Annotated in this window: 21 protein-coding genes and 1 tRNA gene; 14 read left to right on the plus strand and 8 right to left on the minus strand. The window is 70.9% G+C overall.

From position 1 onward, the window contains the following. Positions 1-44: 44 nt before the first annotated feature. The 12 genes from B116_RS0104040 (at position 45) to B116_RS0104095 (ending at position 9,739) form a co-directional block, all read left to right on the plus strand. The gene (locus tag B116_RS0104040) at positions 45-542 is read left to right on the plus strand and encodes an LppU/SCO3897 family protein (RefSeq protein WP_027659283.1); all 498 of its coding nucleotides are present in this window, start codon (positions 45-47) and stop codon (positions 540-542) included. Between the two features lie 197 nt (positions 543-739). Then, positions 740-1,426, plus strand: coding sequence for a dienelactone hydrolase family protein (locus tag B116_RS0104045; protein ID WP_018721150.1), 687 nt, complete (start codon positions 740-742; stop codon positions 1,424-1,426). Further along, entirely contained in the window at positions 1,419-2,234 is an 816-nt protein-coding gene (locus B116_RS0104050; protein WP_188115989.1) for a uracil-DNA glycosylase, read from the plus strand. Before B116_RS0104045 ends, B116_RS0104050 begins: the two co-directional genes overlap by 8 nt. An 18-nt stretch (positions 2,235-2,252) precedes the next feature. Continuing rightward, positions 2,253-3,035, plus strand: a complete 783-nt coding sequence (locus tag B116_RS0104055; RefSeq protein ID WP_027659284.1) for a DUF4129 domain-containing protein — start codon at positions 2,253-2,255, stop codon at positions 3,033-3,035. Between the two features lie 40 nt (positions 3,036-3,075). After that, on the plus strand, positions 3,076-3,675 hold the full coding sequence (locus B116_RS0104060) for a hypothetical protein (RefSeq protein WP_027659285.1): 600 nt from the start codon (positions 3,076-3,078) through the stop codon (positions 3,673-3,675). Beyond that, positions 3,675-4,682, plus strand: a complete 1,008-nt coding sequence (locus tag B116_RS0104065; RefSeq protein WP_018721146.1) for an AAA family ATPase — start codon at positions 3,675-3,677, stop codon at positions 4,680-4,682. Before B116_RS0104060 ends, B116_RS0104065 begins: the two co-directional genes overlap by 1 nt. Continuing rightward, positions 4,682-6,070, plus strand: coding sequence for a DUF58 domain-containing protein (locus B116_RS0104070; protein ID WP_027659286.1), 1,389 nt, complete (start codon positions 4,682-4,684; stop codon positions 6,068-6,070). Before B116_RS0104065 ends, B116_RS0104070 begins: the two co-directional genes overlap by 1 nt. 31 nt (positions 6,071-6,101) lie before the next feature. Then, positions 6,102-6,659, plus strand: coding sequence for a hypothetical protein (locus tag B116_RS0104075; protein ID WP_018721144.1), 558 nt, complete (start codon positions 6,102-6,104; stop codon positions 6,657-6,659). A 98-nt stretch (positions 6,660-6,757) separates the two neighbouring features. Beyond that, complete coding sequence (locus tag B116_RS0104080) at positions 6,758-8,083, plus strand: NAD(P)/FAD-dependent oxidoreductase (RefSeq protein WP_026321504.1); 1,326 nt, start codon at positions 6,758-6,760, stop codon at positions 8,081-8,083. A 136-nt stretch (positions 8,084-8,219) separates the two neighbouring features. Then, a tRNA-Leu gene (locus tag B116_RS0104085) sits at positions 8,220-8,300 on the plus strand. 128 nt (positions 8,301-8,428) lie between these two features. Then, on the plus strand, positions 8,429-9,244 hold the full coding sequence (locus B116_RS0104090) for a Bax inhibitor-1/YccA family protein (RefSeq protein ID WP_018721142.1): 816 nt from the start codon (positions 8,429-8,431) through the stop codon (positions 9,242-9,244). A gap of 171 nt (positions 9,245-9,415) precedes the next feature. Continuing rightward, complete coding sequence (locus B116_RS0104095; protein ID WP_082312697.1) at positions 9,416-9,739, plus strand: hypothetical protein; 324 nt, start codon at positions 9,416-9,418, stop codon at positions 9,737-9,739. A gap of 199 nt (positions 9,740-9,938) precedes the next feature. On the opposite strand, the gene B116_RS0104100 is transcribed toward B116_RS0104095, so the two are convergent. From B116_RS0104100 to B116_RS0104110, 3 genes are read right to left on the minus strand one after another with little or no spacing between them, the layout of a single operon-like run. Beyond that, complete coding sequence (locus B116_RS0104100; protein WP_018721140.1) at positions 9,939-11,201, minus strand: acetyl-CoA C-acetyltransferase; 1,263 nt, start codon at positions 11,199-11,201, stop codon at positions 9,939-9,941. Positions 11,202-11,259: 58 nt separating this feature from the next. Then, a complete protein-coding gene (locus tag B116_RS0104105; protein ID WP_027659287.1) occupies positions 11,260-12,072 on the minus strand; it encodes an SGNH/GDSL hydrolase family protein in 813 nt (270 codons plus the stop codon). Beyond that, a complete protein-coding gene (locus B116_RS0104110; RefSeq protein ID WP_027659288.1) occupies positions 12,069-13,154 on the minus strand; it encodes an SGNH/GDSL hydrolase family protein in 1,086 nt (361 codons plus the stop codon). The genes B116_RS0104105 and B116_RS0104110 overlap by 4 nt, the downstream gene beginning before the upstream one ends. A gap of 124 nt (positions 13,155-13,278) precedes the next feature. Here B116_RS0104110 and B116_RS0104115 point away from each other — a divergent pair, with 124 nt between their 5' ends. Further along, positions 13,279-13,650, plus strand: a complete 372-nt coding sequence (locus B116_RS0104115; protein WP_018721137.1) for a DUF1232 domain-containing protein — start codon at positions 13,279-13,281, stop codon at positions 13,648-13,650. A gap of 66 nt (positions 13,651-13,716) precedes the next feature. Beyond that, the gene (locus tag B116_RS0104120; RefSeq protein ID WP_018721136.1) at positions 13,717-15,087 is read left to right on the plus strand and encodes a cystathionine beta-synthase; all 1,371 of its coding nucleotides are present in this window, start codon (positions 13,717-13,719) and stop codon (positions 15,085-15,087) included. A gap of 80 nt (positions 15,088-15,167) precedes the next feature. Here the strand turns inward: B116_RS0104120 and B116_RS0104125 are convergent, their stop codons facing one another. The 5 genes from B116_RS0104125 to B116_RS0104145 all read right to left on the minus strand — a co-directional run bounded on the left by B116_RS0104125 (position 15,168) and on the right by B116_RS0104145 (position 21,881). Further along, positions 15,168-15,677, minus strand: coding sequence for a GNAT family N-acetyltransferase (locus B116_RS0104125; RefSeq protein WP_027659289.1), 510 nt, complete (start codon positions 15,675-15,677; stop codon positions 15,168-15,170). After that, on the minus strand, positions 15,674-16,603 hold the full coding sequence (locus B116_RS0104130; RefSeq protein ID WP_018721134.1) for a ribonuclease Z: 930 nt from the start codon (positions 16,601-16,603) through the stop codon (positions 15,674-15,676). Before B116_RS0104130 ends, B116_RS0104125 begins: the two co-directional genes overlap by 4 nt. Positions 16,604-17,056: 453 nt before the next feature. Further along, entirely contained in the window at positions 17,057-18,250 is a 1,194-nt protein-coding gene (locus tag B116_RS0104135; RefSeq protein ID WP_018721133.1) for an osmoprotectant NAGGN system M42 family peptidase, read from the minus strand. Then, the gene (gene ngg, locus B116_RS0104140; RefSeq protein WP_027659290.1) at positions 18,247-20,094 is read right to left on the minus strand and encodes an N-acetylglutaminylglutamine synthetase; all 1,848 of its coding nucleotides are present in this window, start codon (positions 20,092-20,094) and stop codon (positions 18,247-18,249) included. Before ngg ends, B116_RS0104135 begins: the two co-directional genes overlap by 4 nt. Before the next feature lie 2 nt (positions 20,095-20,096). After that, the gene (locus tag B116_RS0104145; RefSeq protein ID WP_027659291.1) at positions 20,097-21,881 is read right to left on the minus strand and encodes an N-acetylglutaminylglutamine amidotransferase; all 1,785 of its coding nucleotides are present in this window, start codon (positions 21,879-21,881) and stop codon (positions 20,097-20,099) included. Between the last annotated feature and the right edge of the window lie 15 nt (positions 21,882-21,896).

Consider the following 21,896-nt stretch of genomic DNA (forward strand, 5'->3'; position numbering starts at 1 on the left):
GTCTACGGTGTCCTCCGCACTACTAGCCCCCGAAAGGAAAACTCGTGCCGGAGCAGGTCGTACCCCCCGCCCACCCCGACGTCCCGCAGCCGGCAGGTGCGCAGCAGCCAACCGACGTACCCCAGGCGGATGCCCCGGTCCAGGCTCCAGAGCCAGCTCGGAAGTCCGGCCGCAAGAAGGTGCTCGGCATCGTTGGCGCGATCATCACGTTCTTGGTGGTCGCCGGCCTCAAGTTCGGCCTCGGCGCGGTGCTCGGTGGGAGTGACGAGACCGCGGAAGCCAAGGCTGGTGACTGCATCGCCGAACTACCCACGACCATCAGCGACGAGCTGGAGGAGGTCGACGGCGGCAAGGTAGTCGACTGTGCCTCCGCCGAGGCGACCTACAAGGTGGTCGGTCGAGTAGACGATCAGACCGAGGAGCAGGCCGAGTCCGGCGAAGCGTGTGACCAGTTCTTCCAGGAGAACGAGGAGTACTTCATCTTCAGCAACATCGTGCCGGGCAAGACGGGCTATCTGCTCTGCCTGACCACCAACTCCTGAGCGTCGTACGGGAGTCCCCCGACGGCGGCGCGGTGAAGCCGCGCCGCCGTCGCCGTACCTGGGTCATCGATTGGTGTTCGGGAGGTGAACGCCACTTCTCCGGCGTCTTCCCGGGGCTCGTGTGGCGTGGCAGGCTACCGGCACGTAGGACCACTGGGCGACCAGCCAACGATGACTGACCGCTAGGAGGACGGCCGATGGGCGACATGGTGACGTACCGGTGCAACGGTGGTACGGGCGGGGGGTATCTCATGGTGCCGCCCGGCGGTACGGCCAGCCCGGCGGTCATTGTGATCCAGGACTGGTGGGGCCTGGCATCGCACGTCCGAGCGGTCGTTGACCGCTTCGCTGAGGCCGGCTTCGTCGCGCTCGCCCCGGACCTGCGGCGCGGCGGGCCGGCCGACAAGCCGGACGAACCCCGGCAGCTGCTCAACAGCGGGCAGTTGGACGCCGCCGCGGCGGATATCGCCGCCGCGGCCGACTACCTCGCGGGCCGGCCGGAGGTCGCCGGCAAGATCGGTTGCGTAGGCTTCTGCGCCGGAGCCAGCCTGGCGCTCTGGTCCGTTACCCGGACCGAGCGGATCGTGGCGACCTCGGCCTTCTACCCCCGGCTACCCGGGGAGGGAATGCGCCCGGAGTGGACGGAGTACGCGGGCAAGGCTGCCGCCATCCACTGCTGCGAGGCCGACGGCACCTCGGCCGACCCAGGGGTGCAGTTCGTTCGTCGGGCAATCGAGACCGGTGGCGGCGCTTGCCGGACCTACGACTACCCGGGTACCGCGCACGCCTTCTTCAACGAGGACCGGCCGGAGAACTATGACCAACGGGCCGCCGCCACGGCGTGGGCCCGCACCCTCGAACTATTCCGGGCGAAGCTTGGCTGACCACGGATCGGCGAACCCCGGCGGAACACCCGCCGGGAATCGGCGTGTGCAGCGGGTACGCCCGGACGCAGCCGGGTCACGTACCGCTGAGCAGGTAGCCGGGGACGCGGCGGGGGCGACCAGCCTCACCGCACTCGATGCGGCGATCAGCGACTGCTTCGCCTGCCCCCGCCTCGTCGAGTGGCGGGAGGAGGTGGCCCGCACTCGACGCGCGGCCTTCCGGGAGCAGGAGTACTGGGGGCGCCCCGTGCCCGGCTTCGGCGACCCGAAGGCCCGCATCGCTCTCCTCGGCCTCGCGCCGGCCGCGCACGGTGGCAACCGGACCGGCCGGGTCTTCACCGGTGACCGCTCCGGCGATGTCCTCTTCGCCGCCCTGCACCGGGCCGGGCTGGCCAACCAGGCGACCAGCGTCGCCGCCGACGACGGGTTGACCCTGCGCCACACCCGGGTCTTCGCGGCGGTGCGCTGCGCGCCACCGGGCAACAAGCCCACCCCGGGCGAGCGCGATACCTGCCAGCCGTGGCTGCACCGCGAGGTCGCGCTACTCCGGCCGAACCTGCGGGTCGTGGTCGCACTGGGCGCCTTCGCCTGGGCCGCGTGGTGGCCAACCCTGCACCGGGTGTACGGGACGCCCCCGCCCAGCCCGCGACCCACATTCACGCATGGGGCACACTGGTCCGGGAGCGCCGTACCGGATCTGCTCGGCTGCTACCACGTCAGCCAGCAGAACACCTTCACCGGGCGGCTGACACCAGGGATGCTGGACGACGTGTTCGCCCGGGCGAAACGACTGGCCGGGGTGGAGTAAGGGCTGCGGGGCATTGGGATGACGGACCGGAAGCGTCGATCCGCATCCTCGGTCCCCGCCGACAGCGGTGTGCTGCGCCGGTGGTGGCCGGTCGCAGCGGTGCTGCTCCTGCTGGCCGCCGCCACCGTCGCAGCCGCGCATTCGTCGCTCGGGGCAAGCCGCATCCCGCCCGCGGCCGAACAGGTGCCGTTCGTCCCGGAGTACCCGACGGTGGAGCCGGTCGCATCGATCCCGGTAGAGCCACGCGACGCGGGTGAGTTGACCAGCCAGCAGCGCCCAGACTGGCTGCGAACCGCAGTCTTTGCGCTGCTCGGGTTGGCCGGGTTGGCCGTCGTCGGTTTCCTCGCCTGGACGCTCCTGCGCGGTGTGCTGCGCCGAATCACTCGGCGTGGGTCCGCGCGCCGGGTCCCGCGTACGGCCGAAGGCACGGCTCGGGAGGTCGTCGCCGCGCTCGACGCCGGCCTGGTTGACCTCGACGACACCGGCACCGATCCGCGTACGGTGGTCATCGCCTGCTGGGTTCGCCTGGAGGAGGCCGCCGCCGGTGCCGGGGTGCGTCAACTGGCCGGTGACACCTCCACCGAACTGGTGGTTCGCCTCCTGCGGGGCGATCCGGCCGCCGGGGTGCCCGCGATCGCCAGCGCCGACGTGCTGGCCGATTTCGCACATGTCTACCGGGAGGCGCGCTACGCTACCCGGCCAGTGGATGAGCGTACCCGGGACCAGGCCCGGGCCGCGTTGCGCCGGCTCCGCGGGGAGCTGACCGCGCTGGCCGGCGCGAGCGGGGAGGGGCCGGCGTGACCAACCGAGGGCTCCGGACCGGGTACGAGGAGGTGTCGCGGTGAGCGGCACCAGCATCGACGACCTACTCAGCGGCGAGGAAGAGCGGCGCCCGCAGCGGCGCCCGCACCGGGGTTCGGCTCGCGACCGACCGCTGCGGCTGTTGCTGCGTAACCTGGCTGGCGCCGGGGCCATGGTGGTTGTTCTGGTCGCCGGTCTACGCGCGGTCGGGCTCCAGGTGTCGTTGCCGGTACTGGTCGCTGGCGTACTCGCGCTTTTCGTGGTGCGTCAGGTTGTCCGGGTGCTCCGCCCACCACCTGCGTCGCCGGCCGTCCACCTGGCCCTGCCCGACCCGGCCGAGCTCCACGGGAATCGTGGCGACCAGCATGACGCGCTGCGCGTGGCGATCAACAGTTGGGAGAATCCGCTCGGCTGGGCGGCCACCCGGGCCAAGCGATTCAACGGGACCATCCTGCCCCGACTCGGCGAGTTGGCCGACGAACGGATCCGGCTGCGGCACGGGGTGACCCGCGGGTCGGATCCCGCCCGCGCCCGCGTACTGCTCGGTGATCGGCTGTCGACCTTCCTGGACCATCCGCCTCGCCGCCCGCCGTCGCCGCGCGAGCTCGCGGCGATCGTCGCCGAACTGGAGAAACTGTGATGAACGACGTGGACCAGAAGCTCCCCGCCAGCCAGGTCGGCGACCTTGCCCACGCCGTGCTGGACGCGGTGGGCGAGGTTGTGGTGGGAAAGCGGGAGGCGCTGGAGCTGGTCCTCGCCGGGATTCTGGCCGGTGGGCACGTGTTGCTCGAGGACCTGCCCGGGCTGGGTAAGACGCTGACCGCCCGGTCCTTCGCCCAGGCCCTCGGGCTTGACTTCCGGCGCCTCCAGTTCACGCCGGACCTGCTGCCCGCCGATGTCACCGGCTCCTTCCTCTACAACCAGCGCAGCGGGGACTTCGCGTTCCGCGCCGGGCCGGTCTTCACCAACCTGCTCCTCGCCGACGAGATCAACCGCACTCCGCCGAAGACCCAGTCCGCGTTGCTGGAGGCGATGCAGGAGAAACAGGTCTCGGTGGAGGGCGTCACCTACCGGCTCGATGAGCCGTTCCATGTGCTCGCAACCGCCAACCCGGTCGAGTACGAGGGCACGTACCCATTGCCCGAGGCCCAGCTGGACCGCTTTCTGCTGCGGGTCTCCTTCGGATATCCCGACCCCGGCGAGGAGTGGGAGGTGCTGCGCCGCCGGATTTCTCGCCGTCGGGAGGAGGCGGAGATCAAGCCGGTGGTGAACGCCGCGACCCTGCGCGCGATGCAGGCCGCGCTGGAGGACGTGGTGGTCGAGGACTCGATCGGTCGATACCTGGTCGCGCTCGCCGCGGCTACCCGGGAGCACCCCTCGGTGCTGGTCGGTGCCTCCCCGCGTGGCTCGCTGGCGCTGCTGCTGCTGGCCCGGGTGCGGGCCGTGATGGCCGGGCGGGATTACGTGGTGCCGGAGGATGTCAAGGAGGTGGCGACCCCGGCGCTGGCACACCGGATCACGCTCCGTCCGGAGCTGTGGCTACGGCGGGTCGCTCCGGCTGCCATCGTTGACGAGGTGCTGGCGGCCACCCCGGCTCCGGCCAGCGGCGCGCTGCCCAGCTACGCCACCGGCCTGCCCGTCCGCTGATGACCTCGTCCGCCGCGCCGTCACCGCCGGAGCAAACCGGTGGCTGGACGCCGACCTGGGCGTTCGGTCGGGCGGTACTCCTGACCGGTCTGCTCCTGATCGCCGGCGTGCTGCTCGGACGGGTTGACCTGGTCGTGTTGGCCGCCCCGTTCGCGATCGGCACCGCCTACGCCCTGCGCCGCCGCCCCGCCGCGTTGCCGCAGGTCCAGATAGTCGCCGTCGAGGGGAACCAGGTGGAGGGGGGCGAGCTCTCCGGGCAGGTCACCGTCGGTAATCCGGACCTGGTCGACTACGATCTCGCGCTGCTGCGGGGTCGAGCGTCGCGCTGGTTGCGGGTCGACCGGGTGACCATCGCCGGTACGGCGGCGACCGCCACGTCGCGGGGCGGGCATTCGGTGGTTGACCGTCCTTTGGCGACCACCGTGCCGGGTGGTGCCCTGGTTGAGGTGGACCTCACCGGCACCGTGCGTCGCTGGGGACGGCATCCGCTGGGGCCCGTCGCGGTTCAGGCCTGCGCCGCGCTCGGACTACTGGTCTCCCGCGCGGTGGTGGCCGAGGCGGTCTCGGTCAGTACCTACCCGGTGACTGATCCTTTCGATGCGGTGGAGGCGATGCCCCGGGCTGCGGGCCTGGTCGGCGCACACCATTCGCGCCGCCCCGGCGAGGGCGGTGAGCTGGCCGGCGTACGGGTCTTCGGCCCCGGTGACCGGCTGCGTCGGGTTGACTGGCGGGTCTCGCTGCGGACCCGGCAGCTGCACGTCGCGGCCACCCTCTCCGACCGGGACGCCGAGGTGGTGCTGCTGCTCGATGTGCTCGCCGAGGCGGGTCGCTCTGGCGGCGTCGGGGGCACTGCCTCGGTGCTGGACACGACGGTTCGGGCCGCGGCGGCGATCGCGGAGCACTACCTGCACCGGGGGGACCGGGTGTCGATGCTGGAGTACGGTCCGGCCGGCCGGCGGTTGCGTCCCGCCACCGGCCGGCGTCACTACCTGACGGTGCTGGAGTGGTTGCTCGACGTTCACCCCCCGCGTTCCCCCCACGAGCTGCACGACTCGGTCTTCGGACCGCAGCTGCTCTCCTCGGATGCGTTGGTGGTAGTGCTCACGCCGTTGCTGGACGAACGATCCGCGCAGATGTTGGCCCGGCTCGCCTGGTCGGGGCGCTTCGTCGTGGCGGTGGACACGCTCCCTGCTGATCTGACCCCCTCGCGGGAGCGGCGGTGGTCGGAGACCGCGCATCGGCTGTGGCGGCTGGACCGGGACACGATGCAGCGCCAGCTGCGGGAGCACGGTGTGCCGGTGGTGCAATGGGCCGGCGCGGGCAGCCTGGATGAGGTGCTGCGGGACGTGGCTCGGCTGGCGGTTGCGCCGAGAGCGGGGGCCCGGTGAGCCGGCGGGCCCAGGCCGAGGGTGGGCGGCGATGAGCGCCGTGGTCGCCCGGATCCGCGCGGCCGGGCGCGCGGTGCCCCGGATCACGTTGCTGCCGTTGCTGCTCCGGGCGGGCATCTTCCTCAGTGCGCTGGTCGGGCTGCTGCTCGCCTATCCGGTGGAGGTCCTGCGGGGGCAGTTGCTGGTGGTGCCGGTGGTGGCGCTGCTGCCGGCGGTGGGGCCACGGCGGTTCTGGCCGACCGTCGTCGCCTTGCTGACGGTGGCCGGGTGGGTGTTGGCCATCGACGGCTATGGTCGGCCGGTCGCGCTCTGGCGGTTGCTTGCTGTGGCGGCGGCGCTCTATCTCAGCCACACCCTGTGCGCGCTCGTGGCCGTGGTGCCGTACGACGCGGTGGTGGATTCGGCCCTGGTTCTGCGCTGGCTGCTTCGGGCAGTCGCCGTGCTGCTTGGCACGGCGGTGCTGGGCGTGCTCCTGGTTGAGCTGGCTGGAGTCGGCGGAGAGCAGGGACTGCAGGTGGTGACGGTGGCCGGGTTGGTGGTAGCGGTGCTGACGACTGCGCTGCTGGGGTGGCTACTCCGTCGACGCTGACGGTGGTATGTCCGGGTTAGGCAGGGTCACGGGTTGTGCTCAGTCACAACTGGCTCCGTAGCCGGGGATTTGCCGAGTCGCCGGGGAAAGATAGAGGCGTGAATCCGAAGCGGATCCTTGTAGTGGGTGCCGGACATGTCGGGCTCTACGCGGCGCTGCGGTTGTCGAAGAAGCTCGGCCCGCGGGAGGCCGAGGTTATCGTGGTCGACCCCCAGCCCCACATGACCTATCAACCGTTCCTTCCGGAGGCGGCGGCGGGCAGCATCTCGCCCCGGCACTCCGTGGTGCCGTTGCGGCGGGAGCTGCGCCGGTGCACCGTCGTCGTGGGCGCGGTCACCTGGATCGACCACGCCACCAAGACCGCGTCGGTCCAGCCGATCGTCGGTCCGACCCGCGAGATCCGGTACGACCAGGTGGTCGTCGCCCCCGGCTCGGTCTCCCGGACGCTGCCGATTCCGGGGCTGCACGAGCATGGCATCGGCTTCAAGACCATCGGCGAGGCGATCTACCTACGTAACCATGTGCTGGACCGGCTCGACGTCGCCGCCGCCACGCCGGATCCGGCGCTGCGCCGGCGGGCCCTGACGTTCGTCTTCGTCGGCGGTGGTTACGCCGGCATCGAGGCGCTCGCCGAGATGGAGGATATGACCCGGAGCGCGCTGCGGTACTACCCGGAGCTGAACCCGGACGACATGCGGTGGGTGCTCGTCGAAGCGACGCAGCGGGTGCTGCCCGAGGTCGATCCGGACATGGGCGCCTATACGGTGCAGCAGCTCCTCCGGCGCAAGATGGACATTCGGTTGGGTACCCGGCTCGAGTCCTGCGTTGACGGGCTGGTGCAGCTCAGCGACGGAGACAGCTTCCCGGCCGACACGATCGTCTGGACGGCCGGGGTGAAGCCCTCGCCGATGCTGGACGCGACCGACTTTCCCCGCGACGAGCGGGGGCGGATCACCTGTCAGCCCACGCTGCAGGTCGTTGCCGGCGATCAGGTGGTGGCGGATGCCTGGAGCGCCGGGGATTGCGCCGCGGTGCCGGATCTGACGAAGGAGCCCGGCAGCTACTGCTCGCCGAGCGCCCAACACGCGGTACGTCAGGCGAACCGGATGGCCGACAACATCGTCAACGTCATCCGGGGCCTGGAGCCGGTGCCCTACCAACACCGGCACGCTGGCAGCGTCGCCAGCCTCGGCCTCTACCAGGGGGTCGCGCAGGTGTACGGCATCAAGATGAAGGGCCTGCCCGCCTGGTTCATGCACCGGACCTATCACATGAGCCGGATCCCGTCGCTGAACCGAAAGGTCCGAGTGGTCGCCGACTGGACGTTGGCGTTCTTCCTCAAGCGTGAGGTTGTCGCTCTCGGCCAGCTGCATGATCCGCGGGAGGAGTTCGTCGAGGCCTCCCAGCCGGTCAGCCCCCGCTAGCCCGGGCGCAGGGCCCAGCACCGTGCCGCGCCCGGGGCCGGCGAAGCCCAGGGCGCGGGACTGCGGGTACGCCTGGTGCCCAAAGACCGGCTACGGTGGCACTGCACCGTCGCGTGTCGGCGTGCCGGTGTCACCCGCCCGGGTGGTGGAATGGCAGACACGGCCGCCTTAAAAGCGGCTGCCGCAAGGCGTGCGGGTTCGATCCCCGCCCCGGGCACCTGCGGCCAGCCGCCGTCGGAGCGTCGTCCAAGACCGCCGCACTGTGCGATCTCCACGAGTCCCGTTGGCCGTTTATCCTTGATGCTGCACGTTGACGTGCAACGACCCCCTGAGGGAGGCCTGACAGTGAAGACCTCGAACCCGGTGCTCGCCCGGCTCGGCCAGGCGGCCGAGCGTGAGCGGGCCACCGGGTACGCCCCGACCGGGCCGTACGGACAGCCCGGTTATCCCCAGCAGTACCCGATGCAGGCCGGTTACCCGGCCGCGCCGCCGACCGTCAACACCATGACGGTTGACGACGTGGTGGTGAAGACGGTCAGCCTACTCGGCATCCTCGGCGTGGTGGCCGCTGCCGCGTGGGTGATGATCCCGGATGCGCTGCTCGGCGCCGCGTGGATCGGCGCGGCAATGGTTGGCCTGGTGCTCGGCCTGATCATCTCGTTCTCGCGGATGGCGAACCCAGCGCTGGTTGTCGCCTACGCCGTCGTTGAGGGCGTGCTTGTCGGTGCCGTCAGCAAATACTTCGAGACGGCCTACGACGGCATCGTGCTTCAAGCGGTCGTGGCCACCTTCGGGATCTTCTTCCTGATGGCGATGCTCTACCGGGCCAAAGTCATCCGAGCCACCCCGAAGTTCGTCAAGGGCATGATCGCGGTGATGGCCGGTCTCTTCGCGGTCATCATGGTCAACCTGGTGTTGTCGCTCTTCGGCATCAACACCGGGCTGCGCGACGGCAGCCCGCTGGCGATCGGCTTCAGCCTCGTCGTCATCGTCGTGGCAGCGCTCAGCTTCGTGCTGAGCTTCAAAGAGGTCGAGGACGGCGTCCGGATGGGGCTGCCGCAGCGTTACTCCTGGGTCGCCGCCTTCGGCATCCTGGTGAGCCTCATCTGGCTCTACATCGAGATCCTTCGACTGTTGAGCTATTTCCAGGGCGACGACTGACCGTCTCCGCTGCACCGGCGATGCCCGGCCCGCTCCCGGGCCGGGCATCGCCGTTTCCAGGTAACGATCGCGAGCCGGCTGCTCCACCGTGGCTCGCAGCCCGACGGCGACGAAGCTGGTCAGCGACGTTGTCGGGCAGGGCGCCGACGGGTCCGGCGTAGACTCGGCGGCGTGGATCAGGCCGGGGACTTGAGGCGGACGGTGGAGCTGATCGTGCGGCAGGTGGGGCACTGGCAGCAGCCACGGTGGGCCGCCAGCGCCGCCGGCGGAAATGTCTCCCGGGCTGATCTCGTGCACCGGCTCGTGCAGGAGCTCGCGAATCTGGCCGCCGATGCCGAAGCGCGGCCGCGCCGGGTCGTGCCTCGACTTGACCACGACCTTGCCCTGCCGGACCAGCTGCGGGTGGTGGCGGCCGACCTGCTTGCCGCGAAGGCGTCGGACGCAGCGCTCGCGCAGGCCACCAACGCGGTCACAGCGACCCGCGCGGCCCTCTGAGGGCGACCCCGCGCGGCCGTCGTGACCCCGCGCGGCCGTCGTGACCCCGCGCGGCCGTCGTGACCCCGCGCGGCCGTCGTGACCCCGCGCGGCCACGTGTCTCGGGTGGGCAGGCCATCGTGCGGCCGGCCGGTGACCCGCATGGCCTTTTGCCAGGGGGCCAGCGGAGCCGGCCCGCAGCGGGCCGGCTCCCGAAGGCTCAGTTCAAACGTTCGAGCACCATCGCCATGCCCTGGCCGCCGCCGACGCACATCGTCTCCAGGCCGATCGTCGCGTCGTGCCACTGTAGGGCGTTGATCAGGGTGCCGGTGATCCGCGCGCCGGTCATGCCGAACGGGTGACCGACGGCGATGGCGCCGCCCATCACGTTCAGCTTCTCTTCCGCTATGCCCAACTGCCGGTAGGAGGGGATCACCTGTGCGGCGAAGGCCTCGTTGATCTCCACCAGGTCCACGTCGTCAACGGTCATCCCAGCCCGTTTCAGGGCCTGCTTCGACGCCTCGACCGGGCCGAGTCCCATGATTTCCGGCGAGAGCGCGGTCACTCCGGTCGAGACGATTCGCGCCAGCGGGGTGACCCCGAGTTCACTCGCCCGCTGCGCGCTCATGACCACTACGGCGGCGGCGCCGTCGTTGAGGGGGCAGCAGTTGCCGGCGGTGATCCGGCCGTCGGGCCGGAAGACCGGATCCAGCTGGGCGACGGCGGCGCGGGTGACACCGGGTCGGGGGCCGTCGTCGGCGCTGACCACGGTGCCGTCCGGAGTGGTCACCGGGGTGATCTCCCGAGCCCAGAACCCGGCAGCGATCGCCTGCTCGGCGCGGTTCTGACTGCGTACGCCGAATTCGTCCATCTCGTCCCGGGTGATGCCGTGGATCTGGGCCAGGTTCTCTGCGGTCTGCCCCATGGCCAGGTAGATGTCGGGCAGGTCGCCGGAGTCGCGCGGGTCCGTCCACACCTCGGCCCCGCCCTTCGCCCGCGCCGTGGAACGCTCCTGGGCGGCGCTGAAGCGGGGGTTCTCCCAGCCCCCACCGACCAGGGCCTGTGCCTCCGGCGGCAGACCGTCCGAGTTGCCCCGGGCGTACCGGGAGACGGCCTCGACGCCGGCGGAGACGAAGATGTCCCCCTCGCCCGCCCGGATCGCATGCATCGCCATCCGCGTGGTCTGTAGGGACGAGGCACAGTAGCGGGTCAGGGTGGCTCCGGGCAGGTCGTCGTGCCCCATCAGGGTGGCGACCACGCGGGCCAGGTTGAACCCCTGCTCGCCGCCGGGCAGACCACAGCCCAGGTACAGATCGTCGATCTCACTCCGGTCCAGCTGGGGGATCTTGTCGAGGGCAGCCTGCACGATGGTGGCGGTGAGGTCATCCGGGCGGACCTCGCGCAAGGATCCCTTGCGGGCCCGGCCGATGGGGGAGCGGGCGGTGGCGACGATGACAGCGTCACGGGACGACTCAATCGGCATGGGCCAAACCTAACCGGTCAGTAACATCGGGCGGAAGCCGTGCCGGAATCGGGAAATGTCACCGTGCCCGGCCGTGCCGGGCCGCCATCGTCGCGGCGGCGGCCACCGCTGGGAAGAGAGCGTGCGCCCACACCCGATACCCATCGGCAGACGGGTGGAAGCCGTCGTGGCAGAACGTGCCGGCGTCGGCGCGGAAGACCGGACCGGCCTCAGTGGCGAGATCCACCACCGTCCCACCGGCGGTGAGTACCGCGAGGGTCTGGGCGCGCGCCGTCCGTCGACCGGACCACCCGACCAGGTGCCGCAGCGGGGGCGCGATCGCGCGCACCGCCCCGAGGTCAGGGCAGGTCCCGACCACGACCTCGACCCGCGCCTCACGGAGCCGGTGCACCGTGGCCCCGAGGCAGGCCGCGGCGTCGGTTGACCGACGCAGGGTAGTGGCGTCGTTCGCGCCAATCAGGATCACCGCCACATCGGGTTGTTCCCCGAGCAGTGCCCGGGCGACCTGGGTGGCCAGATCGGCGGAGCGGGAGCCCGAGACGCCCACGCTGGAGAGGTGGACCAGCTGCCCGGTCGGTCCCTCCGCGAGCAGGTAGGCGAGCTGTCCACCGACGGTCTCCGCCAGCCGGCTCACGCCGACCCCGAGTGCGGACGAGTCCCCGAGGAGCACGAGCCGCAGCGGGGGAGCGTCGGCCTGGCCGATCGTGGCCCGCAGGGCCAGCCCCAGTTCAGGTTGGGCGTAGCGTCGATGTCGGGCGGCGAAGGCCTGCCCGGCCAGGAGGGCGGCACCCCCCACCGCCGCGGCCGCGAAGCAGCCGACCGTGGCCCGCCCGAGCCGGCGGGAGAAGCCCGGGCGGAAGCGGTCGGTCACGGTGCCACCGCCCCGTGCTCATTGTTCCGCTCCTGCATGCCTTCTTCTCCACTGTGGGGTGAGTCCACGGCTGGGTCGGATTGGGTCACGGCACCGAAGAAGGCCCGTCGGCGCAGCTGCGCCCATCGGCCCGCCGGACCACGATCGTGGCCCCGAACCTGGGCGCCGCTGACCTCGGTCCCCGCGTGCCGCGCCGCCTCCTGCGCGGCCTCCGGCAACGACCGTACGCCTCGGACCCGCGATGACGCAGCCCCCCGCTCTGGCCCTGCGCCGAGGGCGGAGAGGACGGTCGGCAGGAGTGCGGCGGCGGCCATCGCGTAGCCCTCAGCCGACGGGTGGAATCGGTCCCAGGCGAACATCCGGGCCGGCTCGGCCGTGAACCGGGGACCGAGCAGGTCGCCGAGGGAGACCGTTGCCCCGCCGGCCTCGACCACGGCTACCGTCTGGGCGGCGGCGAGCTGGCGACTCCACCGGCGGGCCAGCCAGCGCAGCGGCGGCTGGATGGGGCGGATCGCCCCCAGGTCCGGGCAGGTGCCGACGACCACCGCACAGCCAGCGGCGCGAAGCGTGGTGACCGCCTCGATCAGGTAGCGCACGGCCACGGCGGGCGGGGTGCGGTTGGTGACGTCGTTCCCGCCGATCAGGATGACGGCTACATCGGGCCGGGCTTCGAGCGCCGCCTCGACCTGGTGGCGCAGCACGGCGGAGAGCGCCCCCACCACGGCGAACCGGTGCAGCCGGACCGGTCGGTGTAGCCGTCGGGAAACCCCGGTGGCGAGCAGCGCCCCCGGTGTTTCGCGGCGACGGTGCACGCCGTAGCCGGCGGCGCAGGAGTCGCCCAGCACGACCATGGTGACCGTCGGGCCGGGCAGCTTTGCCCCGTAGACTCCATCGCAACGCGGCGGCGGCGCCTCCGCCGGCGGGATGCTCCGTCGCGCCTGCCGGGCCTGGCCGATCAGGACACCGCCCGCGGTCGCCGCGGCGGCGGCCATGGCGCCCGCGCCGAGCACCACCAGCCGAGTGACGCGCCAGGCGACCCGCCAGCGCCCACCGGCCGGGACAACGGAATCAGCGAGCCCCATGCACCGACATTACGCGAACCCGCCACCGGACACCGGCGCCGTGACGGCTCCCCCGCTGCCGGGAGCCGGTACCGGGGTGGCTTGAACCGGGGCGGCACGCTGGCGTACGGGAAGGAGTGAGCAGATGGGGAAGACACTGCACCGACGGGCGGCGTTTCTCGCATTGGCCCGGGCGCTCGTGGTCGGCGTACGAGGTGGGCCGGGGCTCGGGGCGCGCGTGGCGGCGCTGCCTCGGATGATTCTGGCGACTGTTCGGGGACGGTATGACGGGGGCGTTCGGCTGGCGCTGATGACCGCTGCCACGGTGTACATCGTCTCGCCGGTCGACCTGCTGCCGGAGCTTGGGCTGGCGTTGCTCGGGCTGGCCGACGATGCGGTCATGGTCACCTGGCTCGCCGGCAGCGTACTCGCCGAGACCGAGCGGTTCCTGGAGTGGGAGGCGCGCCAGGCTTCGGTCGTCCCGGGCGAGATGGCGGGCGGACGGGACGTAGGCTGAGCGCGACATCCGTATTCGTCTGCCCGGGCGCTGACCGGCGGCACCGGAGGAGAAGGGCACAACCAGGTGCAGTACTACGACAATGTCGTCGAGTTGATCGGGAACACCCCGCTGGTACGCCTGCGCAACGTGACCGAGGGCATCCAGGCCACCGTCCTGGTGAAGGTGGAGTACCTGAACCCCGGCGGGTCGGTCAAGGATCGGATCGCCCTGCGCATGGTGGAGGACGCCGAGCAGGCGGGGATCCTCCGGCCGGGCGGCACGATCGTCGAGCCGACCAGCGGCAACACCGGGGTCGGGCTGGCGCTGGTGGCCCAGCTCAAGGGCTATCGGTGCGTCTTCGTCTGCCCGGACAAGGTCAGCCAGGACAAGCAGGACGTGCTGCGTGCCTACGGCGCCGAGGTGGTCGTCTGCCCGACTGCCGTCGCGCCCGCGGATCCACGCTCCTACTACAACGTCTCCGATCGCCTGGCCCGGGAGATCCCCGGCGCCTGGAAGCCCAACCAGTACGCCCATCCGGCGAACCCCCGCTCCCACTACGAAACCACCGGACCGGAGCTGTGGGCGCAGACCGAGGGTCGGATCACCCATTTCGTCGCGGGGGTCGGCACCGGTGGCACGATCTCCGGTATCGGGCGCTATCTGAAGGAGGCGTCGGAGGGACGGGTCAAGGTGATCGGCGCTGACCCGGAGGGGTCGGTCTACTCCGGTGGCACCGGTCGGCCGTACCTGGTCGAGGGGGTCGGTGAGGACTTCTGGCCGGAGACCTACGACCGGGAGATCGCCGACGGGATCGTTGAGGTCTCCGACAAGGCGTCGTTCGAGATGACCCGTCGGCTGGCCCGAACCGAGGGGCTGCTGGTCGGTGGCTCCTGCGGGATGGCGGTCGTCGCGGGGCTGGAGGTGGCCCGTGCGGCCGGCCCGGACGACGTGGTCGTGGTGCTGCTGCCGGACGGAGGGCGTGGCTACCTGTCTAAGATCTTCAACGACTCGTGGATGGCCCGGTACGGCTTCCTGGACAACTCTGGCAGTGAGCCGACCATCGCTGAGACGCTCGCCGGCAAGCCGGGTGGGTTGCCGGAGCTGGTGCACGTGCACCCGACCGAGACGGTCCGCGACGCGATCGACTACCTGCGCGAGTACGGCGTCTCCCAGCTGCCGGTGCTGAAGGCCGAACCGCCGGTGGTAACCGGCGAGGTGGCGGGGTCGATCGCGGAGCGGGACCTGCTCGATGCCCTCTTCACCGGTCAGGCGCAGCTGCACGACACCATCGAGCGGCACATGGCCGCGCCACTGCCGATGATCGGCGGCGGGCAGCCGGTCAGCGAGGCCGTGGCCTTGTTGGAGAAGTCCGACGCCGCTCTCGTATTGATCGATGGCAAGCCGAAGGGGGTTCTCACCCGGCAGGACCTGCTCGTCCACCTCGGTGCCCGCTGACTGGTGCTGGATCTATCCGCAGGGCCCTCGCCGACCCGGGCGTGGGCAAGGGCCCTGCGGGACACCTCGCCTAGCCGGAGTTACAACTCCCGCCGGTAGCGGAGTAGCACGGTGGGGGTCGAGCCGACCAGTTCTTCTTGGGTGACGCCGGTCGGCCGCCACCCGCCCCGCTCGTAGAAGCGGCGGGCCGGTCCGTTCTGCCGCAACACCCACAGGGCCGCGACTCGCCACCCACGGGAGCGCATCTCGGCCAGGGCGTTGGCCATGAGCATCCGGCCCAGCCCGCGGCCCCGCTCCGCCGGCTCCAGGTGGAACGCGTGGAGTAGCCCGGTGGTGGGGTCCCCCTGGTCGTCCGGGCCAAGGTAGCTGAAGCCGATGAGCTGGCCCTCCCGTTCTGCCACGGTCAGCACGTGGTCGGCGCGTTCGTAGCTCCAGCGTTCTCGCCAGTATTGCCCCAGCGCAGCCGGGGTCGGCTCGGCCAGCGTCTCGGCGGTCAAGAAGGGGGCGTAGGCGGCGACTCGGGAACGCTGGTGCAGTGCCCCAACCGCGATCAGGTCATCCGCCCTCGCGGCGCGGAGCGTGACGGTCACCGGGCCGAGGGTACCCGTCGAGGCGGGACCGGCACGGTCGTCAGGTCCTCGGCGACCACCAGATCACCCGTGAAGTGCTCCCGGGCCTCGGCGGCAAAGCGGCCCAGGTCCGGGTAGCGCTGGGAGAAGTGGGTGAGTACGAGGCGGCGTACTCCGCACTCGGTGGCGACCTGCGCCGCCTGCCCCGCGGTGAGGTGCCCAACCTCGGCGGCGAGCGCGGCCTCCGAGGCCAGAAACGTGGCCTCGATGACCAGGAGGTCGGCGTTGTCGGCGAGGGCGTACACCGCGTCGCAGAGGCCAGTGTCCATGACGAACGCGAACCGCTGGCCCGGCCGCGGCACGCTCATCTGCTCCCGGGTGACGCGGCGTCCCGCCACGTCGAGGTGGCCGACGCGCTGCAGCTCGCCGATGGCCGGGCCGGTGACACCGTGGGCGGTGAGCCGCTCCGGCAGCATCCGGTACCCGTCCGGCTCGATGAGCCGGTACCCGTAGGTCTCGACGGGGTGCCGGAGCCGGCGGGCCTCCAGCGTGCCGCCGCGGATCGCGATCTGCTGTCCGTCCGTGTCAATCGGCGCGACGGCCAGCTCGGCGGTCTCGTAGAAACTCGACGCGTGTCGCAGCCGGGCGAAGTACTCGGCACCGCCGGCCGGATAGTGGACCGCGACCGGGTGGGGCACCCGGTCCAGGGAGAGTCGCTGAATGGTGCCGGGAAGCCCGAGACAGTGGTCGCCGTGGAAGTGTGTGACACAGATCCGGGTCAGGTCCGTGGCGGTCACCGTGCTGTACAGCAGCTGCCGCTGGCTGCCCTCACCCGGGTCGAAGAGGATTACCTCGTCGTCCCAGCGCAGGACGTACCCGTTGTGGTTTCGGGTACGGGTCGGCGTCTGGCTGGCCGTTCCGAGTACCACCAGTTCCCGCGTCGACATGCCACCCTCCCGGCTGAGCTGACCGTCTGGACTGCCCCGGCTCGGACCGTTTTGGCTGGGCGGACCGTCGTGGCTGCGCGGACCGTCGTGGCTGCGCGGACCGCACTGGCGCTGCCGGGGATAGAACGACCCCCGGGGCTTCCGCGCTGATGCGCGGGCCGGCTGGACTGGGCCGGCACCCCGGGGGTCGGGTGGCTGTCATGGATTCGCCGCACCGCTGCCACACGGTCTCGACGATCTTTGCTGCCCACCCGGCGGGGTGGACGACTGTCGAGGACAGCGGCTAGCGGGCAGCCACCTCACGAGTCCGATTGCTATACAAGTCTGGACCACCTCCTTTCCCGTGTACCGTCACGCTATCCACAGCGCTGTGCCCGGGGCAACGGATTTCGATCACTAGCCGGCGGGACGTGAATTTGATTCGCGATAGCCGCCCGGGGGCGCTGGGCATCCTCAGCTGCGGCCGTGCAGGCCGATCGGGCCCTCGCGTGGTCCGTCCTCCTGTGCGGGTTGCACGGCCAGCGACGGGAAATTGACGAGTTCACCCGCGGGCTCCGCGTCCCACTCCGGGAAGACCAGATCGCTCTGGAGGTAGAGGCAGAGCAGCTGGGTCAGGTGGCGCAGCCCATCCAGGTGGGTGCGCTCATGGCCGTGGGTGGCGTCCACCCCGAACCCGAGTAGCGCCACCCGAGCGTGCGCACCGGCCTCGACCGCCGCCGCGACATCCGAACGGTAGTTGTCGAAGACATCCCGGACCAGGTCGACGCCGTTCTCGCGGGCGATCGCCGCCAGGTTGCGGGTCAGGTGGTAGTCGAACGGGCCCACCCCGTCGCCCATCGCCAGAGTCGCCGCGTCCTCCCGGGACTGCTGACCGGGGGCGACCACGGCCGCGTCCACCGAGACGATCTCGGCTACATCCGGATCCAGCCCGTGCGAGGCGCCGTGGCCGATCTCCTCCGTGACCGTGATCAACAGGTGCGCGCTGACCGCTGGGGTGACCCCAGCGTCAACCAACGCCTTGCAGGCGGTCAGCACCGCCGCCACGCCCGCCTTGTCGTCCAGATGGCGGGATTTCACGTACCCGGCGGGGGTGACCTGCGGGTTGGGTAGGAGCGCCACGAAGTCCCCCACGTCGACCCCGAGGGCGCGGAGGCCGGGGGCATCGTTCACCGGTTCGTCCACCCGGACCTCGACCAACTCCCAGCCGATGCCCTGGGAGTCCACCGCGTCGTTGTAGCGGTGCCCACTGGCCTTCAGCGGCAGCACCTGACCGGTGACCACTCGATCCAGATGGTCGGTGAAGACCCGTACGTGGGCGCCCTCGGCGAACCGTGCGCTGTGCGTCCCGATTGGCTGGAGCTCCAGCCGCCCGTTCTCCTTGAGCCGCTTCACCATCCCGCCGATGACATCGGTGTGCACCACGATCGCCCGGTCGGCCCCAGTCGTCCGGGGGCCGGGCAGGTAGGCGCTGAGCGCGCCGCGTCGGGTCAGCGTGGACGGGATCCCGAGCGCCGCCAGCCGCTCGCCCACGTACTGCTGTACGTGGTCGGTGCGCCCGGACGGGCTCGGGATCTCCAGCAGCTCCACCAAGACATGGCGTAGGTAGTCGAGGTCGAGCGGGAGGGGTGCGGGCTGGTTCGGGGTCATACTCCAGAGCTTGCCGCACCCGCCGGGGACCAGAGGCGTTGCGGGGCCCGGGTCCCAGGGAAGAGTAGGTCAACGAAGCGTTCGGCGGTCGGCTGCGGCTCGTGGTTGGCGAGGCCGGGTCGTTCGTTCGCCTCGATGAAGACGTGCTCGGGGTGCTCCGCGGCGGGTACCAACAGGTCCAGCCCGGTCACCGGAATATCCAGTGCCCGGCTCGCGGTCACACACGCCTCGGCGATCTCCGGGTGCAGCTCCGCGGTGACATCGTGGATCGTGCCACCGGTGTGCAGGTTGGCGGTCCGGCGGACGACCAGCAGCTCGCCCTCCGGCAGGAGGTCGGCCATGGTGTACCCGGCTTCGGCGACCACCTCGCGAGTCATCCCGTCCAGTGGGATGCGGGACTCGCCGCCGGTCGCGGCGGCCCGACGGCGACTCTGCCGCTTGATCAGCTCAGCGATGTCGTGCACCCCGTCGCCGATGATCGTCGCTGGCCGGCGCACCGCGGCCGCCACCACCTCATGATCGATCATGACGACCCGGAGATCCTCACCGGCGCGCAACTCCTCGAGCAGCACCTCCGGGCAGTACTGGGCGGCCAGCTCGACCGCCGTGCGCAGGGCCTCGGGGGTGCGTACTCCGACGGTGATTCCCTTGCCCTGCTCGCCCCGGGCCGGCTTCACGACCAACGCGCCGACCTCGGCCAGGAACGCGGTGTCGGCCCCATCCCCGGTGGCCGTCCGGCCCTGCGGCACGGAGAGCCCGGCCTGGGCGAGAATCCGGCGGGTGACCCGCTTGTCGTCACAGCGGCTCATCGCCACCGCCGAGGTCAGCTCGGAGAGCGACTCGCGGGTGAGGATCGTCCGGCCACCGCTGGTCAGCCGCAGCTCACCCCAGGTCGGGTCGGTTACCTCCACCCGGATGCCTCGGCGCATCGCCTCGTCCGCGACGATCTGCGCGTACGGGTTGAGCTCGTCGTACCCCTCCGGCATGGCGGGCAGGAAGAGTCGTTCGTTGATCGGGTTCTTCCGCTTCACGCAGAGTGCGGTGACGCGGTAGAAGCCGAGCCGCTCATAGAGCCGGATCGCGCCCTCGTTCTCGGCGAGCACCGACAGGTCCACGTACGCCCGTCCCCGGTTGACCAGCTGGGCCGCCAGCTCAGTGATCAACGCCTGGCCGGTGCCGGGCGGTGCGGCGTTGAAGTCCACGGTCAGGCACCAGAGGCTGGCACCGCCGTCCGGGTCGTCGAAGACGGCGACATGGTCCACTCCGGTGATGGTGCCGACGATCTCGCCGGTCGCGTTCTCGGCGACCAGATGCAGGAAGCTGTCGGTGGCGGCGTTGGTAACAAGTACCTCTACCGGCGCAGTCACCATGCCGTTGGCCGCGTAGATCCGATTGACATCTTCGGCGTCCTGCGCGTCCCGCAGCGGCCGGATCCGCAGGCCGGGAATCTCCGGGGCAGCGAGCCCTTCGCCGTGCAACGGCAGCCGGAAGGTCAGCGACGGGTCGATGAACAGCTCGTCCGGTAGCCGGGAGACGAGTACGTGCGGGTCGTCCAGGTAGATGCAGATGTCCCGGGCGCCGGCCGCCTCCGAGCGCAACACGTCGGCGACGTCGGCCTGGTCGGCGTAGGTTTGGCCGAACACCAACCGGCCCCAGCCGCAGTCGAGCACCACGCCCGCGGCGGGCGGGTCGGCGACGTGCTCCGCCGTGGCCGCGACGGCCGGGCCGGCTGAGGTGGCCCCGGCGGCCACCGGGTCGCCGCCGGGGCCGATCCGCTCGAACCGACGACTCCGGCCCCGTACCTGATCTGCTAGCGCTACCCCGGTTGCGAGGGTCCCCGACATGGTCAATCGATTCCGTGGTTCTGGAGCCACATCTCCAGGAGTCCGAGTTGCCACAGCTTGTTTCCGTTCAACGGGGTCAGTTCGGCGTTCGGGTCGTCGAGCAGCGCGTTGACGTAGTCGGTGCGGTACAACCCTCGACGACGAGCCTCGGGCGCCGAGAGCGCGTCGCGGACCCGATCGAGGAGCTTGCCCTCCAGGTGGGTGAGGCCCGGAACCGGGAAGTAGCCCTTCGGCCGGTCGATGACCTCGTGCGGCAGAACCCGCCGGCCGATCTCCTTGAGTACGCCCTTGCCGCCCTGGGCCAGCTTCAGCTCCGGCGGGCAGGTCGCGGCGAGCTCCACGAACTCGTGGTCCAGGAATGGAACCCGAGCCTCCAGCCCATGTGCCATGGTCATGTTGTCAACCCGCTTCACCGGGTCGTCGGTCAGCATGATCTGCGTGTCGATCCGCAGGCCGGCGTCGACCGCGGTCTGCGCCCCGGCCTGGGCCAGGTGGGCGGCGACGAACTCGCGCGCCGGGTCACCGTCGGCCAGCCAGGAGGGGTTGAGTACGCGGGCCAGCCCGGCCGCGTCCCGGTCGAAGAACGCACGGGCGTACGTTTCGAGCGCCTCCTCCCGCGCGGCCTGTGCCAGCGGCGGGTACCAGTGGTAGCCGCCCAGGATCTCGTCCGCGCCCTGACCGGACTGGACGACCTTGACGTGTCGGGCTACCTCCTGGCTGAGCAGGTAGAACGCGACGCAGTCATGGCTGACCATCGGCTCGCTCATCGCGGCGACCGCCGCCTCCAGCGGCGGCACCAGGTCCTGCGTCGGGACGCGGATCTGGTGGTGGTCACTGTCGAAGGTCTTCGCCACCAGGTCCGAGTAGCGGAATTCGTCGCCCTCCCGACCCCCGACCGAGTCGAAGCCGATAGAGAAGGTGGAGAGGCCGCGCTGGCCTTCCCCGGCGAGCAGGGCCACCACCAGGCTTGAGTCCAGGCCGCCGGAGAGCAGCACGCCGACCGGTACGTCGGCGACCATCCGTCGCCGCACGGCGGTGGTTAGCGAGCCCAGTAGGGCATCCTGCCAGTCCTCCGCCGACCAGCCAGCGCGTTCGGGGTTTCGGGTGAAGGACGGATTCCAGTAGACCCGCTCGTGGCTGCGGCCGTCCGGCTCGTAGACCCGGATGGTGGCCGGGGGGAGTTTGGCCACCCCGCGCAGGATGGTGCGTGGGGGCGGCACGATGCTGTGGAAGCTCAGGTAGTGCGCGAGCGCGACCGGGTCGATCTCGGTGTTGACGCCACCGCCGGCCAGCAGCGCCGGCAGGGTGCTGGCGAAGCGGACGACGCCCGCCGACTCGGCCAGGTAGAGCGGCTTGATGCCGAGCCGGTCCCGGGCCAGCACGAGCCGGCCGGTGTCCCGCTCCGTGATCGCCACGGCGAACATGCCGACGAGGTGGTCGACGAAGTCAAGCCCCCATTCCGCGTACGCCTTGACTACTACCTCGCTGTCTCCGGAGGAGAAGAAGTGGTGCCCCTTGGCCTGCAGCTCACTGCGCAGTTCCCGGTAGTTGTAGATGCAGCCGTTGAAGACGCCGGTCAGGCCGGCGGCGGCGTCCACGACGGGCTGTCCGCTGGCGGCCGAGAGGTCAATGATCTTTAGGCGGCGGTGCCCCAGGGCAATCGCTCCCTGTGCCCACACCCCGCTGTCGTCCGGCCCTCGGTCACTCATCGTGGCCGCCATGCGCTCCACCGCGGCCACATCGGCCCGGGAACCATCACGGCGAAACTCTCCCGCAAGTCCGCACATGTCAGCCCATGCTGC

Source organism: Salinispora fenicalii (genome assembly GCF_000514815.1).
GTDB classification, from domain to species: domain Bacteria; phylum Actinomycetota; class Actinomycetes; order Mycobacteriales; family Micromonosporaceae; genus Micromonospora; species Micromonospora fenicalii.